Annotated in this window: 14 protein-coding genes; 6 read left to right on the forward strand and 8 right to left on the reverse strand. The window is 60.6% G+C overall.

Annotated features, from left to right (window positions below; genetic code table 11):
• Positions 1–155: 155 nt before the first annotated feature.
• Genes mglB through G5229_RS12345 form a run of 4 tightly spaced genes read left to right on the forward strand, consistent with a single transcriptional unit; the run spans position 156 to position 5,528 of the window.
• On the forward strand, positions 156–1,142 hold the full coding sequence (gene mglB, locus G5229_RS12330) for a galactose/glucose ABC transporter substrate-binding protein MglB (RefSeq protein WP_005340747.1): 987 nt from the start codon (positions 156–158) through the stop codon (positions 1,140–1,142).
• Positions 1,143–1,195: 53 nt separating this feature from the next.
• Positions 1,196–2,716 (forward strand): galactose/methyl galactoside ABC transporter ATP-binding protein MglA, encoded by a 1,521-nt coding sequence (gene mglA, locus G5229_RS12335; RefSeq protein WP_041234376.1) that lies wholly within the window; start codon positions 1,196–1,198, stop codon positions 2,714–2,716.
• A 16-nt stretch (positions 2,717–2,732) separates the two neighbouring features.
• Complete coding sequence (gene mglC, locus G5229_RS12340) at positions 2,733–3,743, forward strand: galactose/methyl galactoside ABC transporter permease MglC (protein WP_005342585.1); 1,011 nt, start codon at positions 2,733–2,735, stop codon at positions 3,741–3,743.
• Positions 3,744–3,794: 51 nt separating this feature from the next.
• Positions 3,795–5,528, forward strand: coding sequence for a methyl-accepting chemotaxis protein (locus G5229_RS12345; protein WP_368208602.1), 1,734 nt, complete (start codon positions 3,795–3,797; stop codon positions 5,526–5,528).
• A gap of 67 nt (positions 5,529–5,595) precedes the next feature.
• On the opposite strand, the gene trmA is transcribed toward G5229_RS12345, so the two are convergent.
• Positions 5,596–6,729 (reverse strand): tRNA (uridine(54)-C5)-methyltransferase TrmA, encoded by a 1,134-nt coding sequence (trmA, locus tag G5229_RS12350; RefSeq protein WP_421209209.1) that lies wholly within the window; start codon positions 6,727–6,729, stop codon positions 5,596–5,598.
• Between the two features lie 170 nt (positions 6,730–6,899).
• Between trmA and G5229_RS12355 the strand changes: the two genes are divergently transcribed.
• Together G5229_RS12355 and G5229_RS12360 are read left to right on the forward strand one after the other, a co-directional pair.
• Positions 6,900–8,042, forward strand: a complete 1,143-nt coding sequence (locus G5229_RS12355; protein ID WP_421209210.1) for a DUF5610 domain-containing protein — start codon at positions 6,900–6,902, stop codon at positions 8,040–8,042.
• Between the two features lie 89 nt (positions 8,043–8,131).
• Positions 8,132–8,665, forward strand: coding sequence for an ATP--cob(I)alamin adenosyltransferase (locus G5229_RS12360; RefSeq protein ID WP_075116198.1), 534 nt, complete (start codon positions 8,132–8,134; stop codon positions 8,663–8,665).
• 101 nt (positions 8,666–8,766) lie between these two features.
• On the opposite strand, the gene malZ is transcribed toward G5229_RS12360, so the two are convergent.
• From malZ to G5229_RS12395, 7 genes are all read right to left on the reverse strand, one after another.
• Positions 8,767–10,596: a maltodextrin glucosidase gene (malZ, locus tag G5229_RS12365; RefSeq protein ID WP_421209211.1), complete on the reverse strand. Its 1,830-nt coding sequence runs from the start codon at positions 10,594–10,596 to the stop codon at positions 8,767–8,769.
• Positions 10,597–10,601: 5 nt separating this feature from the next.
• Positions 10,602–11,450 carry an HDOD domain-containing protein gene (locus tag G5229_RS12370; RefSeq protein ID WP_421209212.1) on the reverse strand — a complete coding sequence of 283 codons (849 nt, stop codon included), beginning with the start codon at positions 11,448–11,450 and terminating at the stop codon, positions 10,602–10,604.
• A gap of 70 nt (positions 11,451–11,520) precedes the next feature.
• On the reverse strand, positions 11,521–11,940 hold the full coding sequence (locus G5229_RS12375; protein ID WP_270905936.1) for an META domain-containing protein: 420 nt from the start codon (positions 11,938–11,940) through the stop codon (positions 11,521–11,523).
• A 165-nt stretch (positions 11,941–12,105) separates the two neighbouring features.
• The gene (yegD, locus tag G5229_RS12380) at positions 12,106–13,467 is read right to left on the reverse strand and encodes a molecular chaperone (RefSeq protein WP_421209213.1); all 1,362 of its coding nucleotides are present in this window, start codon (positions 13,465–13,467) and stop codon (positions 12,106–12,108) included.
• A 92-nt stretch (positions 13,468–13,559) separates the two neighbouring features.
• On the reverse strand, positions 13,560–14,549 hold the full coding sequence (locus G5229_RS12385; RefSeq protein ID WP_005340720.1) for a 2-hydroxyacid dehydrogenase: 990 nt from the start codon (positions 14,547–14,549) through the stop codon (positions 13,560–13,562).
• Positions 14,550–14,623: 74 nt separating this feature from the next.
• Positions 14,624–15,118, reverse strand: a complete 495-nt coding sequence (locus G5229_RS12390; protein WP_421209214.1) for a CreA family protein — start codon at positions 15,116–15,118, stop codon at positions 14,624–14,626.
• A gap of 26 nt (positions 15,119–15,144) precedes the next feature.
• Positions 15,145–15,591 carry a DUF962 domain-containing protein gene (locus tag G5229_RS12395; protein ID WP_421209215.1) on the reverse strand — a complete coding sequence of 149 codons (447 nt, stop codon included), beginning with the start codon at positions 15,589–15,591 and terminating at the stop codon, positions 15,145–15,147.
• Between the last annotated feature and the right edge of the window lie 60 nt (positions 15,592–15,651).

The following is a 15,651-nucleotide window of genomic DNA, read 5'->3' on the forward strand; positions in this document are numbered from 1 at the left end:
AAAATAAAAACAAAGTTTCAATGTAACAGAGTGTAATCGTTTTCATTTTGTCGTCATGATCACAGAAGAAATGACAACAAACTGATTACATTGATTGGCGCTTGCTCAATTGCTCGCCACCCTACAACACAGATAGACACATCGGAGCACACATAATGAAAAAACTGACCACAGTTGCCGCCCTGCTGATGGGCATGATGGCTGGAGCCAATGCCCAGGCTGACACCCGTATCGGGGTAACCGTCTACAAGTACGACGACAACTTCATGGCGGTCGTGCGCAAGGCCATCGAGAAGGAGGCGGCAGCCACTCCGGGGGTGGAACTGCTGATGAACGACTCCCAGAACGACCAGTCCAAGCAGAACGACCAGATCGACGTGCTGCTGGCCAAAGGGGTGAAGGCGCTGGCCATCAACCTGGTTGACCCAGCTGCGGCACCGGTGGTGATTGAGAAAGCCCGTGGCGAAGATATCCCGGTGGTCTTCTACAACAAGGAGCCAAGCGCTACCGATCTGGCCAGCTACGACAAGGCCTACTACGTGGGCACCGACTCCAAGGAGTCAGGGATCATCCAGGGTCAGCTGATTGCCAAACACTGGAAAGCCCATCCGGAGTGGGATCTGAACAAGGATGGCGTGATCCAGTTCGTGCTGCTGAAAGGGGAGCCGGGCCACCCGGATGCCGAAGCGCGCACCTCCTACGTGGTCAAGACCCTGAACGATGGCGGCGTCAAGACTGAACAACTGCATATGGATACCGGTATGTGGGATACCGCCATGGCGAAAGACAAGATGGACGCCTGGATCTCCGGCCCCAACGCCAACAAGATCGAAGTGGTCATCGCCAACAACGACGGCATGGCAATGGGCGCAGTCGAATCACTGAAAGCACAGGGCAAGACTGCCATTCCGGTGTTCGGCGTCGATGCGCTGCCGGAAGCGCTGGCCATGGTCAAGAGCGGTGCCATGGCGGGTACCGTGCTGAACGATGCGGCCAACCAGGCCAAAGCCACCTTCGAGCTGACCAAGAACCTGGCTGAAGGCAAACCGGCCGGTGAAGGCACCAAGTGGAATATCGTCGACAAGGTTGTACGTGTTGCCTACGTCGGTGTGGATAAAGACAACCTGTCCCAATTCGAGTAATTCCCTCCTCCAGGGCAAGGGAGATCCCCTTGCCCTTTTTTCAACCAGATGTGATGGCTGATATGACAACACAGCAACAATCAGAATGGCTGTTGGAGATGATTGACGTCAGTAAGAGCTTTCCCGGCGTCAAGGCACTCGATAATGTCAATTTACGGGTCCGTCCTCATTCTGTGCATGCGTTGATGGGCGAGAACGGAGCGGGAAAATCCACACTGCTCAAGTGCCTGTTCGGCATTTACGAGAAGGATCAGGGCAAGATCTTCTTCAAGGGGCAGGAGATCAACTTCACCTCCTCGAAAGAGGCGCTGGAAAATGGCGTCTCCATGGTGCATCAGGAGCTCAACCTGGTGCTGCAGCGTACCGTGATGGACAACATGTGGCTCGGCCGCTACCCCACCAAGGGGTGGTTTATCGACCACGGCAAGATGTATGACGACACCAAGCGCATCTTCGATGAGCTGGATATCGACATCGACCCCAAGGTGAAGGTCGCGACCCTGTCGGTCTCCCAGATGCAGATGATCGAGATCGCCAAGGCGTTCTCCTACGACGCCAAGATCGTCATCATGGATGAACCCACCTCCTCCCTGACCGAGAAAGAGGTGAACCACCTCTTCAAGATCATCAACAAGTTGAAGGAGAAGGGGTGCGGCATCGTCTACATCTCTCACAAGATGGAGGAGATCTTCCAGCTCTGTGACGAGATCACCATATTGCGGGATGGCCAGTGGGTGGCAACCCAGCCGCTCAAGGGCATGACCATGGATCAGATCATCGGGATGATGGTCGGCCGTGAACTGACCCAGCGTTTCCCGGAAAAGACCAACCAGCCGAAAGAGGTGATCCTCGAGATCGAACACCTGACGGCGAAAAACCAGCCCTCCATTCAGGATGTGACCTTCAACCTGCACAAGGGGGAGATCCTCGGCATCGCCGGACTGGTGGGGGCCAAGCGCACCGATATCGTCGAGACCCTGTTCGGTATTCGCGATCGCAGTCAGGGCAGCATCAAGCTGCACGGCAAAGAGGTGGCCAACCACAACGCCCACGAAGCGATCCGCAACGGCTTTGCGCTGGTGACGGAAGAGCGCCGCTCCACCGGTATCTACTCCCGGCTCGATATCGCCTTCAACTCCCTGATCGCCAACATGGACAGCTACAAGGGCTCCATGGGGCTGCTCAGCGACAACAAGATGAAGAGCGATACCCAGTGGGTGATCGACTCCATGCGGGTCAAGACGCCGACCCAGCAGACCCAGATAGGTTCCCTCTCCGGGGGCAACCAGCAGAAGGTGATCATCGGTCGCTGGCTGCTGACCCAGCCGGAGATCCTGATGCTCGACGAGCCCACCCGCGGCATAGACGTCGGGGCCAAGTTCGAGATCTACCAGCTCATCCTGGAGCTGGCGAAGAAGGACAAGGGGATCATCATCATCTCGTCAGAGATGCCGGAATTGCTGGGGATCACCGACCGCATCATGGTGATGAGCAATGGCCGGGTCGCCGGGATCGTCAATACCAAAGAAACTGACCAGAGCGAGATACTGCGCCTGGCATCTCTGTACCTCTAGAGACAGGAAGACATTTATGGAGTCGGCTAAAAATTTCAATCTGATGCAGGCGCTCAAGGAAAACGCCATCTATCTGGTGCTGCTGGTGCTGCTCATGGTCATCGTGATCCAGGAGCCTTCCTTCCTGAGCCTCACCAACTTCAGCAACATCCTGACCCAGTCCTCGGTGCGGGTCATCATAGCGCTGGGGGTGGCGGGCATCATCATCACTCAGGGGACGGATCTCTCGGCCGGTCGTCAGGTCGGTCTGGCGGCACTCATCGCGGCAACCATGTTGCAGGCGCTGACCAACGTCAACAAGGTGTTCCCGACGTTGGGGGAGGTGCCCATTCCTGCGGTGATCCTGCTGGTCTGTGTGGTGGGGGCGCTGATTGGTCTGGTCAACGGTCTGATCGTGGCCTACCTGAACGTTACCCCGTTCATTACCACCCTGGGCACCATGATCATCGTCTACGGTATCAACTCCCTCTACTTTGACTCGGTAGGGGCTTCGCCGGTGGCCGGGTTTGACCCCCGCTTCTCCAGCTTCGCCCAAGGGTTTATCCGGATAGGAGGATTCAAACTCTCCTATCTCACCTTCTATGCGGCCATCGCCAGCGTCTTTGTCTGGGTGCTGTGGAACAAGACCCGCTTTGGCAAAAACATCTTCGCCATCGGCGGCAACCCCGAGGCAGCCAAGGTCTCCGGCGTCAATGTGGCGGTCAATCTGGTAATGATCTATGCGCTGGCGGGGGTCTTCTACGCCTTCGGCGGCATGCTGGAAGCAGGCCGTATCGGTAGCGCCACCAACAACCTCGGCTTCATGTACGAGCTGGATGCCATCGCGGCGTGCGTGGTGGGCGGCGTGTCGTTTGCCGGCGGGGTGGGAACGGTCGCGGGTGTGATCACCGGCGTACTTATCTTCACCCTGATCAACTATGGTTTGACCTATATCGGGGTCAGCCCTTACTGGCAGTTCATCATCAAGGGCGGCATCATCATTCTGGCGGTGGCATTGGATTCCATGAAGTACGCCAAGAAGAAATAACGATTGGCAGGGAGGGTTGGCGCTGCCAGCCCTCTCTTCTGGAGGGAACCCATGCCATTCAAGGTCAAGATTTACCTCTTGCTGCTACTGGCCATTCTGGTCACCATCGGCACCGCCGGGCTCAGCGTCAACCACTTCATCAGTGGCTACATTCGCACTCAGGCCACCCACAACATCAACGAACAGATCACCCTGGTCAAAGAGAAGCTGGCCAGCGACATCAATCAGAAAATCCTGTTGGCCGCCAACCTCAACTTCGGGGTGACCAACGTCAAGAAGACCCTGCAAGAGACCGGTTTTCACAACATCGTCAAGGTGATCGGCGACATGGCCTTCGACGTGAGCGGGGTCATCAACGACAGCGCCAAAGTGGATGCGCTGCGCAAGCTGATCCCCGCCGCCAATAACCAGATCACCGTCAGCCCGCTGCAACAGGTGGATGGCAAGCCGGTCATCACCATTCTGGTGCCGCGCGGTGCCGATTCCGCATATCTCTACTACCTCGACATGAGCGAGTTCAAAAGCCTGCTGGAGAAGATGAGTGGCGATGGCCGCTACTTCTCGCTGGCCGACAGTCAGGGCAACAGCCTCTATAACAGCAAGCCGCAGGGGGAGAGCGAAGCGCGCCCCAACCAGCTGGATATTCGCGGCAGCAGCTGGACGCTGACTGGCTACATCGACCTCGACTACATCCAGGCGATGACCCGTGCACTCAACGGCCAGATCATCATGGCGCTGCTCGGTGTCGCCGTGGTGGTGATGGTGCTTGCCATACTGGCACTCAACGTGGCTTATCGCCCTATCCTCTCGCTGCGGGATCTGGTGCTGGAGCTCTCTCGCGGCAGTGGCGATCTCACCCGCCGGCTGGCGGTGACCAGTACCGATGATCTGGGCCAGATCTCGGCCGGGATCAACCGCTTTATCGAGCGGCTGCAGGAGATGATGGGGGAGGTGCGACAGGCGAGCGGCCAGCTCAACAGCGGTATCGAGGGGCTGGCCAGTCAGACCGGCGCCGCCCAGTCCCTGCTGGCGGACCATGTACGCGAGACCGAGCAGGTGGTGACCGCCATCAACGAGATGAGCCGCACCGCGGTCTCCGTCTCCGAGAGTGCGGCCAGCACTGCCCGGCTCACCGGCCAGAGCCAGCAGCTGGCAAGCCAGTCCCGTCAGGTGGTGGATCAGGCGATGGTCAGCGTGATGGCGCTGGTGGACGAAGTGGAAGCCACTGCTCGCTCCATCGAGGCGATGCAGCAGGATGTGCAGCAGATTGGCTCTGTGCTGGGGGTGATCGGCAGCATTGCCGAACAGACCAACCTGCTGGCCCTCAACGCCGCCATCGAGGCGGCCCGCGCTGGTGAACAGGGGCGTGGCTTTGCGGTGGTGGCAGACGAGGTGCGTTCCCTCGCGGCCCGCACCCAGCAGAGCACAGCCGAGATCCAGACCATGCTGGCCAGTCTGCAGCGAGGCACCCGCACTGTGGTGGATGCCATGGGCAATACCAAGCAGAGCTGTCAGGGGGCGGCCGAGAACACCACCAGGGTCAACGAGTCGCTGGACCTGATGGCGGGAGAAGTGGTGGAGATCAACGATCTCATCAGCCATATCGCCACGGCGGCGGAGCAGCAGAGCGCGGTGGCCGAAGAGATCAATCGCAACATGAGCGCCATCGCCGAGGTGATCCGCCAGCTGACCCACAATGGCGAAGCGACGGTCGCCAGCTCTGCGGCGATGCAGCAGACCTACGACCGGCTGCGGGAGATCGTGGGCCACTTCCGGTTGGAGTGAGGCCGGTGTTCAGTCACTAACAAAACAGGGCCATCCGGCCCTGTTGTTGTTTTCCTGTCTGCCTGAATCAACCGGCCTTGCGGCGCAGATAGACCCCGGCTTCCATGTGATGGGTCCAGGGGAACTGGTCGAACAGGGCGAAACGGGCGATCTCGTGGGTTTCGCCCAGAACGGCCATGTTGGCCTGCAGGGTCTCGGGGTTGCAGGAGATGTAGAGGATGTTGTCGTACTCCTGCACCAGCTTGACGGTGGCATCATCGAGACCGGCGCGGGGCGGGTCGACGAAGATGGTGTTGCACTGGTAGCTCTTGAGGTCGACCCCCTTGAGGCGGTTGAACTCCCGCTCGCCACGCATCGCCATGGTGAACTCCTCGGCTGACATGCGCAGGATGATCAGGTTGTCGACGCCATTGGCGGCGATATTGAACTGGGCGGAGTCGACGCTCGGCTTGGCGATCTCGGTGGCCAGCACCTTGCGGAAGTTCTGCGCCAGCGCGATGGAGAAGTTGCCGTTGCCGCAATAGAGCTCCAGCAGGTCCCCTTCGCTCTCTTTGGTCACATCCAGCGCCCAGGCCAGCATCTGCTCGTTGATGGCGGCGTTGGGCTGGGTGAAGCTGTTCTCCACCTGCTTGTAGGTGAGCTGGCGACCCGCCACGTTGAGCTGCTCGATGACGAAGTCATCCCCCAGACAGATCTTCTGCTTGTGGGCGCGGCCAATCAGCTGCAGCTCGAACCCTTTGGCGCGCAGAGCGGCCTGCAGCGCTTCGGCGGCTTGTTGCCATTCGGCCTCCAGCTTGCGGTGATAGAGCAGGCTGACGATGATCTGGCCGGACTGGGTGGAGAGGTAGTCGATCTGGAACAGCTTGCGACGCAGCACCTGATGGGGACGGAGCCCCTCCAGCAGCAGCGGCATCAGCTGGTTGATGAGGCGGCTGGCAGTGGGGAAGTGGTCGACCCGGATAATTTCTTTGGTCGCCGGGGCATACATGCAGTGGAAGAGGTCGTCCCCCTCGTGCCAGATGCGAAATTCGGCGCGCATCCGGTAGTACTCCGCCGGTGAGCTGTGCACTTCCAGCGCCGGGAGGGTGAAGCCGGCAAACAGCTCGGTGAGGCGAGCGTGCTTTTCGTCGAGTTGGGCCTGATAGTCGGCCGCGGTTCTAGGCGCCGGAGCGTTCGCGGAAGGCTGTTGGGATTGGGTCATAAATACCTCACATGCACACCGGCCGGGCCGGGTCGAAATCGGGGGAAGGCAACAGGCCACCCAAAGGGGCCCGATTTTAAAAGCCAGCCGCAGATTGTCCAGCATTTTGTGGTCAAGAAGTGTTCAGTCAGGCCGATAGCTGATCTACAGGCATGGTGGGAGGACACATTATGCAGATCGAAGGAGTGGGCGCAGCCCAACCCAAGGGAGTGGGTGTTTCTCCCAAATCGCCGCAACAGGCGGAGCAGAAACAGGTCAAGAGCGAGGAGGAGGTCTCCTTGCACAAGCCGCCCAAGTGGGCGCAGGTGCTGATCCAGCAGGCATTGCAGTTCTCGCTGGAGATCAACGGCCAGGGCTATCAGGCGCCGAAGGTGAAAGAGCCCGAGGAGATCACCCCGGAGACCCTGTTCGACTTCCAGTCGGTGGCGGACAACGTGCTGCAGTTCGTGACCGGGCGGCTTGGTGCCGCGCGCGCCGATGGCAAATCCGACGACGACCTGACCGGGATGATGGAGCAGGCCCGCAAGGGGGTCGACAAGGGCTTTGAGGAGGCAAAGAAGCAGCTCGGCAAGTGGGCGACTGACAACGACGATATCAAAACCGGTATCGATCAGAGCTACAAGCTGATCCAGAAAGGGCTCGAGGAGTTCGAGAAGGAGTTCTTCGGCAAGGTCTCCCCGACCGACATGGGACAGGCCGAGATGGCCAGTCGCCAGCAGGGGTATCTGGAGATCCAGACCAAGGATGGCGACAAGGTAGTGCTGCGCTTCAACGACAGCTGGCAGACCAAGTCCCAGAGTAGCGAGAGCGGCAGCCAGTTCAGCCTCAAATCGAGCCAGAGCTTCAGCTTCTCGCTGGAGGGGGATCTCAGCAGCGACGAGATGGAGTCCATCGGCAAGCTGGTCAAGGGGATCGACGAGCTGGCGGGGAACTTCTTCTCCGGCAACTTCGAGGAGCTGCTGGACAAGGCGGGCGAGCTGAAACTGGATGACAGCCAGCTGGCCTCCTACTCCCTCAAGCTCAAGCAGAGCGTCAAGCTGAGCCAGACCTATCAGGGGGCGCACTCCCTGCAGGATCTGATCAAGCCGTTTGCAGACTACCTGCCCAAGCTGGATCAGGTGCAGAAACAGGCGGATAGCCTGCTGCCACCATCCCAACAACAGGCGCTGACCCCGGCCGTGTTGGCGGCGAGAGGGGAAGGGGAACCGGCACAGGTCGATCGCTTCACCAGCTTCAACCAGCGGATGCTGGAGGCGCTGCGGATGATCAACCAGTTCCAGCCCTCCACCGAGCCCGCCAGTAAGAACGTCTGAGCCACAGCGCGTTACGCAAGTAATGAGCTGCCGTTTGCCAGCCCTTCCCGGGGCTGGCAAACTGGCCTTTTCTCCAATCCGGTTGCCCCATGAACCCCAAGAAGCCAAGAGACAAGCGCGAGCTCTGCTACCCCTTTATCTTCGAAACCTCGCTCAAATGTGATTTTGAAATCGCCACGGACGAGCTCTGTTGTCAGGTTGGGGCCGTGCTGTCACGCCTTGCGCCGGATGCGGATACCGAGCCCATGCTGGCGGATCTCGCGGCGTTGCAGCGACTTATCTACAACCTAAACGGCTCGGTACGCGGCAAGCTGGGGATCTTCGATGCAGATCTTGAGTGGCTCAAGGCCCGTTACGACCACTACAACGAGGCGAGTCGCGGCAGCGTCACCGGTTTTGTGCTGCCACAGGGGCCACAGCCCATTCCCACCCTCCATCTGTGCCGCTGCGGCAGCAAGAAGGTGGTGCGGCTGCTGGTCAGGCTGGAAGAGAGCGGGGTGGCCTTCGATCCCATTCTCTATCGCTTCGCCAACCTGCTGGCCAACTTCTTCTTCGTGCTCACCGTCTACCTCAAGCAGCGCTGGCAGGTGCCGGAAGTGCCCTACGTCAGCATCAACTACTGATGGCGGCTGGTTAGGGGCCAGACGTCATGGTGGATTGAACGGAATAAAAAAAACCGGAGCCTTGGGCTCCGGTTTTGTTTTTCAGCGCGTCAGTTGCCCGCTCAGCTGGAGATCAGCACTCTCGCCGAGTTGGCCGGGATGGTGAGCTGTACCTCGCCCTGCACCACTTCAAACTTCTCGCCGTTGAAGGCGTCGGTGAAGCGGCTGGCGGGGCTCGCGGTCTGCCACAGGGGCAGGCTGATGGTGCGCGGCTCGCTCGGATGGCGGTTGCAGGCCACTACCACCTGATCGCTTTGCAGAGTGCGGGTGAACACATAGCTGTGGGGCCCGGCATAGAGGGTCTGGATATCGCCGCGGCGCAGGGAGGGGCGCTGGCGGCGGATTTGGATCAGTCGGCGATAGTGGTCGTGCAGCACGTGATCCCAGTCTGTGGTATCCCACGGGAAGCAGCGGCGGCAGTCCGGATCGTTGCCGCCGGAGAGCCCCACTTCATCGCCGTAGTAGATGGACGGCACACCGATATAGGTGAGCAGCAGGGTGGCGGCCAGCTGCATCCGCTGTTTGTCCTCTCCCAGCAGGTGGAGGAAACGGGCGGTATCGTGGCTGTCCAGCAGGTTGAACTGGGCCAGCTGGTTCTTGAACGGGATATGGGCCCGCGCCAGTTTGAGCCAGCGATCCAGCTCTTCGGCGCTGATCTTGATGGGGTGGTAGGCGATATCCTTGCCAGCCAGGAAGGCACGGATCGGGTGGGCGAAGCCGTAGTAGTTCATGGCGCCGTCCTCCTGATCCCCTTGCAGCCACTGGCTCGCCTCGAAGAAGTGTTCGCCGAGCACATAGGCGTCCGGGTTCTCCTGCTTCACTGCCCCGCGAATGGCGCGCACGTGACCACTGTTGCCCTCGGCGGTGCCGCGCTCGCCCAACATGTGGATGACGTCAAAGCGCCAGCCATCGATCTGGTAAGGGGCGCGCATCCAGTAACGGAGGATGGCGTCATCGGCCCGATAGACGGCGTCCTGTACCTTCTCGCAGGAGAAGTCGAGCTTGGGCAGGCTGCGAATGCCCTTCCAGCTGACGTAATCCCCTTCTTTATCAAAGGTGTAGAAGCTGCGCCACGGGGAGTCCGGGTTGCTCTGGGCTCCCAGTGGCGGGCAGAACCAGGGGTGCTCGGTAGAGGTGTGGTTGACCACCGCATCGAGGATGATCTTCATGCCGCGCTGGTGCAGGTTGCGGGTCAGCTCGGCGAACTGCTCGTTGCTGCCGAGGTGGGCATCGACCTTGAAGTAGTCCTGGGTGTCGTACTTGTGGTTGCTCGGCGAATCGAAGATGGGGTTGAGGTAGAGCGCCGTTACCCCGAGAGATTGCAGGTAGTGCAGCTTGGCATCGATGCCCGCCAGATCACCGCCGTAAAACTCGCAGGCGCCGTGGCCCTCTTCATGACGACTGACCGGCTCGCCCCACGCCTTGCTGATCACCGCTTTGCCGCGGTACTCGTACTCGTGATGCTTGACGCTCAGCGACGGATCGCCGTTGCAGAAGCGGTCGGGGAAGATCTGGTAGAACACCTGATCCTGCACCCAGGCCGGTGGCTGGTGCAGGCTGTTGAAGCGAAAATGTTGCTCCCGTGGCGGCATGGACGCGCTGACGCCCGCCCCGTGCAGCCACCACTGCTCCTCGTCGGTGAGGCACTTGAAGCTGTAGAGGTGGATATCTTGTCCCTTGATGAGCGGCAGAGTCGCCTGCCATACCTGCAGCCGATCGCGGGTGGAGACCGCCGTCATCGGGATCAGGTACTCCTCGTTATCCGGCTCGTGGCGCAGCCATACCTCGCGGATCGGCGCATCCAGCTCGCTAAAGAGGGTCAATTGCAGTGCGTCGGCGCTCTCTTTGAACCAGGGCGCCACCTGGGGATGAAACAGAAACGGATGGGTCATGATGCTTATTGAGTCAGAAGATCGGCGAGGGCATTACCCTGTTCATGCAGTGTTTCGAGCTGGCCTGCCAGCGACTTGGGATCCAGTCCCAACTGGTCGGCGAGCGGTTTGGGGAAGCGGGCGATGATGGCCTGGGCAGGCACGCCCGCGTTCCAGGCGAAGGAGATAAACACGGCGAGGCGGATCAGCACCGCCTCCTTGCTGACCGGATCGTGGGAGAGCGGGTCAAGCTGTTGGGAGATGGCATCGACGAAGGCCTCGGAGAGGTTCCAGCGTCGCGCCAGCTCGGCACCAAGCTGGGCATAGTCGTAGCCCAGCATCTCCCGCTGGGCCTCGACCCGGCTACTGCCGTTCTGGATCGCCATGTTGATGAGCTCGGCCTCTTCCGGCAAGGTACTCTGGATCAGTAGTTCGCCGATGTTGTGGATAAGAGCACAGGTGAAGGCGGTCTCGGGGTCGAGCACCTTGGCCTCCTGCGCCAGGGTCCGGGCTATGGTGGCGACCTGGAAGGTCTCGGTCCAGAACTTGTTCTTGTCGAAGCTGGGCGGGGCCTTGAAGGTGCCGATGATGCCGGAAGCGACCACCACAGAGCGCAGTCGGTTGAAGCCGAGGCGGATCACCGCCTGTTCGATGGAGGTCACTTCGTTGCCACGGCGCAGGGCGGCCGAGTTGGCCATCTTTAGCACCTTGACGCTGATCACCTGGTCCATGGCGATCTTGGCCGCAATCTGGTCGATGCGGGCATTCTCGTCGTTGAAGCTCTGCATCAACTCGTGCAGCAGCTTGGGAATAGTGGGGAGTTGTTTGATCTTGTCAAACAGGCGATCCATCGACATGGCTGAGGCAGCCTCCATTGCGAACTCTGCCTCATATTGTGCCACAGCCGGACAACATGTTCCTGTTTGTGATGCGGCTTTGTGAGCGCTAGAACACCCAGTCGCGCAAGGTGTATTCCAAACGGTGCCGTTTGCCCTGCAGGATCAGGCTCTGGCTGGTGCCGCTCAAAGTCGCCCCCTCGGTCAGGGTGGTCAGCACGGCCTGTTCTATGGCGTCCAGCGGCGGCATGCAGGCCATTTCGGTACTGCCCAGACTGGTGACCCACAGTTTGTCATCTTCCAGATGGCCCTGACCGAAGTAGCGGTTGCAACCGGCGATGCCGTTGACGGTGAAGTGCTCGCCGATCTCGAAATCGGGGGGATTGTCGCGGGGGGCCTCGATCGGTTCGCCATCCAGTTTGCTCAGTACCCAGTGGTGGTGTTGCAGATCTTGCTGAACAAAGGCGGTCGAGCTGCAGCCAGCGAGCAGTAACAGGGGGATCAGCAACAAAAAGGGCAATCTGGGCATGAGGGGGCTCCGGTTGGGGGAGCGTCAAGAATACCCTTTTTGGGCAGTCGGGAGCAGGGCGGGAGAGGGGACGACCGACCGCTTCTGTCGTCCCTTGTCCCGCGTGACTGTCGCTTAATGGCAACACCCGGGGGATGTTGCAATCGATTTACGCTATCTCAGGGCTCAGTTGACGAACAGCCGCTCGGCATAACGGGCAAGACCGGCAGCCACCGAGCCGAAGTCATCGCCACCCTCAAGCGGGATGGAGGGGAGCTTCTGGCGGATAAAGCTGGCGATCAGCGGCGAGCGGGCGCTACCACCGGTGACGAAGATGCGATCAGGCTGCACTCCGGCAGCGGCAATCGCTTCGTCCATCAGCTCGCCAATTTTTTCCAGCAGCAGGGCCGAGGCGTTGGCCAGCTGTTCGCGGGTCAGCTCCGCTTCCAGCCCTTTTTCCAGCTCGGCCAGCGACTGGTGATTGAGTTCCTGCTCCGAGAGGGCGATCTTGCCCTGCTCGGCACGCCACACCAGCTGGTGGCTCAGCTTGTGGGCCCGCAGGCTGGCCAGACGCCCCAACTTGCTGCCGGGCTGGCTGTCGAGCTGCAGATCCTGCAGCTGGCGGGCGGTGTCGAGGCTGTAGAAGCGGCTCTGGGCGCTGACGTCGTTGATGGCTGCCGCATCCCAGAACAGCGGGTGGGGCAGCGGCTTGCCGGTCTTGAGGGTCTCGTGCATGCCGAGCAGCGGCATCATCCCCTCCACCGTCAGGCGGATATCGAAGTCGTTGCCGCCGATCCGCTGGCCGCTGTGGCCGAGCAGATCGCCGCTGCGATCCAGCTGATCGCGGTAGCTGGGACCCATCCGCAGCATGGAGCAGTCGGTGGTACCGCCGCCGATATCCACTACCAGCACCACGGCGTCTTCGGTGAGGCGCGCCTCGAATTCAAACCCGGCGGCCACCGGTTCATAGAGGAACTCCACCTGCTCGAAACCGGCCAGACGGGCTGCCTCGGTCAGGATGGCGATAGCTTGCTGGTTGCTCTCTTCCCCCGCCAGCCCCTGGAAGTTGACCGGACGGCCGATCACCGCCTGGCGGATCGGGGCACCGAGCTGCTGCTCCGCCTGCTGGCGGACGTGGAGCATCATGGCGCAGACGATGTCTTCAAACAGGGCGATCTGGGGGGCCTTGAGGCCATAGGCGCCGAGAAAGGATTTCGGCGATTTGATGTAGTAGCCGTCGTCCGGCTCTTCCAGATAGCGCTCCAGTGCAGCGCCGCCAAAGCTCAGCTCGTCGATCAGTCCCTCTTCGCGCATCTGGCGGCGAACCATCTGGGCACGGGTGACCACGGGGCCACGCAGCTTGAGGTACTCCGCCTGCTGGGCGGGGGCCAGCCCTTCGGCCAACAGACCGGCGATAGCATCCCGGTGGGGGGCATGCAGGGTGGAGGGGAGATAGCGGGATGCACCAAGATTCAGCAGCCTGGGGCTACCTTGTTCCATCACGGCCACGGCACAGTTGGAGGTGCCGTAATCAAATCCGATAAACATGGGCGCCAGACTCCTGAATAAAAAAGGGGGGCTAGCCTACCCGAAGGCGCCGGGTCTCACAACCCGGCGCGTGACGAAGAGAGGGCGAGCCCTTATTCCACTTCGTTGTCGCAGCGGCCCTGGCTCTCGATAGCGCGGATATTGCCGAGGGTGGTATCGGCGATGGCGTGCAGCGCCTCGCGGGTCAGGAACGCCTGATGGCCGGTGAACAGCACGTTGTGGCAGGCGGACAGACGGCGGAACACGTCATCGGTGATCACCTCGTTGGACTTGTCGGAGAAGAAGAGATCCTCTTCCTCTTCGTAGACGTCCAGCCCCAGAGCACCGATACGGGAAGTCTTGAGCGCCTCGATGGCGGCATTGGAGTCGAGCAGGCCGCCACGGCTGGTGTTGATGATCATTACCCCGTCCTTCATCTTGGCAAATGCCTCCTTGTTCAACAGGTGGTAGTTCTCTTTGAACAGCGGGCAGTGCAGGCTGATGATATCGGATTGGCGGAACAGGGTATCGAGATCCACGTACTCGGCTCCCAGCTCGATGGCCGCCGGATTCTGGTAAGGGTCGTTCACCAGCAGGCGAACCCCGAAGCCCTTGAGGATACGCAGGGCGGCCAGACCGATCTTGCCGGTACCGATGACGCCAACGGTCTTGCCATGCATGTTGAAGCCGACCAGCCCTTCCAGCGAGAAGTTGGCGTCGCGGGTGCGCTGATAAGCCTTATGGATGCGGCGGTTGAGGCACATCATCATGCCGACAGCATGCTCGGCGGTCGCCTCGGGGGAGTAGGCGGGTACTCGCACTACTTTCAGCCCCAGCTCTTTGGCAGCCGCCAGATCCACGTTGTTGTAACCGGCACAGCGCAGGGCGATCACCTGGGTGCCGTTGGCAGCCAGTTCGGTCAATACCTCGCGGTCGGCATCGTCATTGACGAACAGACACACCACCGGGAAGCCGTGAGCCAGTCGGGCCGTTTTGGCTTCCAGCCGCACATCGAAAAACTCCAGGTCGAAGCCGTACTGGCTGTTGGCCTGGTTGAAATGCTCTTTGTCATAGCTCTTGGTACTGAATACGGCGACTTTCATGGTATGTGCTCCGCAGCGTGTGTGTCGTCAAATTACAACAAAATGGGTCAGCTATCACCGGACAAACCGGCTGGTTATTGTCCCCACGGCATGATGGGAACGGCGCTGACTGCACTTTTGTACGAACCATCCACCAGTTTGGTGCTATAGGTCAGGTAAACCAGTGCATTGCGTTTCTTGTCGTAAAAACGCACCACTTTCTGCTCCTTGAACACCAGCGAGGTGCTGACATCGAACACCTCTTCCCCTGCCTTCAGCTTTTCGGGCAGGGTGATGGGGCCGATCTGGTGGCACGACAAGGAGGCATGGGAGGGATCTTCCGCCAGGCCCAGCCCGCCTTTGACGCCACCAGTCTTGGGGCGCGCCAGATAGCAGGCGACGCCGTCGATGCGCGGGTCGTCGAACGCCTCCACCAGGATCTTGTGGTTGGGGCCAAACAGCTTGAAGGCGGTGCTCACTTCACCGACCGGGTCGGCCTTGTCGGCCAGTGCCGGGCCGGCAAACAGGGCCCCCACCAGCAGGGGCAGGGCGCGGCGAAGGGCGTTATGTCGCGTGTGGTTATGTGTCATGGTCTCTCCTGTTGGCCCGGCATTCCTCAATAGGGAATGCCCAGACGACGATAGAGGCTGGCAAGCACCCAGGCGGGGCCTATCAGCAGAAATTGCAGGTCGGCGAGGAAGGAGGGGCGTTTGCCCTCGATCTTGTGGCCGACAAACTGGGCTATCCAGAGCAGCACGAACGCTGCCACCGAGGGCCACAGCAGCGGCCCCTGCCACTGGTGGCAGAAGGCCAGCCCGAGCGCGGTCAGCACCGCCATCCCCGCGAACAGCGAAAACGACAGTTGCAGATAGAACAGCTGCACCGGAATGGCTGCCACTGCCGCCCAGTTGAGGGGCTCTGGCAAGGGCCCGTGTGGCAGACACCAGAGCAGCGCCAGCGAGCAGAAATAGATGCCCGGCACCGCCAGCTTGTGGATGGCGACGTTGACCGGATGGCGATGGCTCTGGCCGTACTCCTCAAACCACTCCTGGATTCCCTTCATGGCACCTCCCTGGCGCACTGTGTTCTCGCAGTCTGACCTTCGTGGTCAGGCGTTCGTGAT

The organism is Aeromonas sp. 602396, assembly GCF_049173735.1.
GTDB lineage: Bacteria > Pseudomonadota > Gammaproteobacteria > Enterobacterales > Aeromonadaceae > Aeromonas > Aeromonas veronii_A.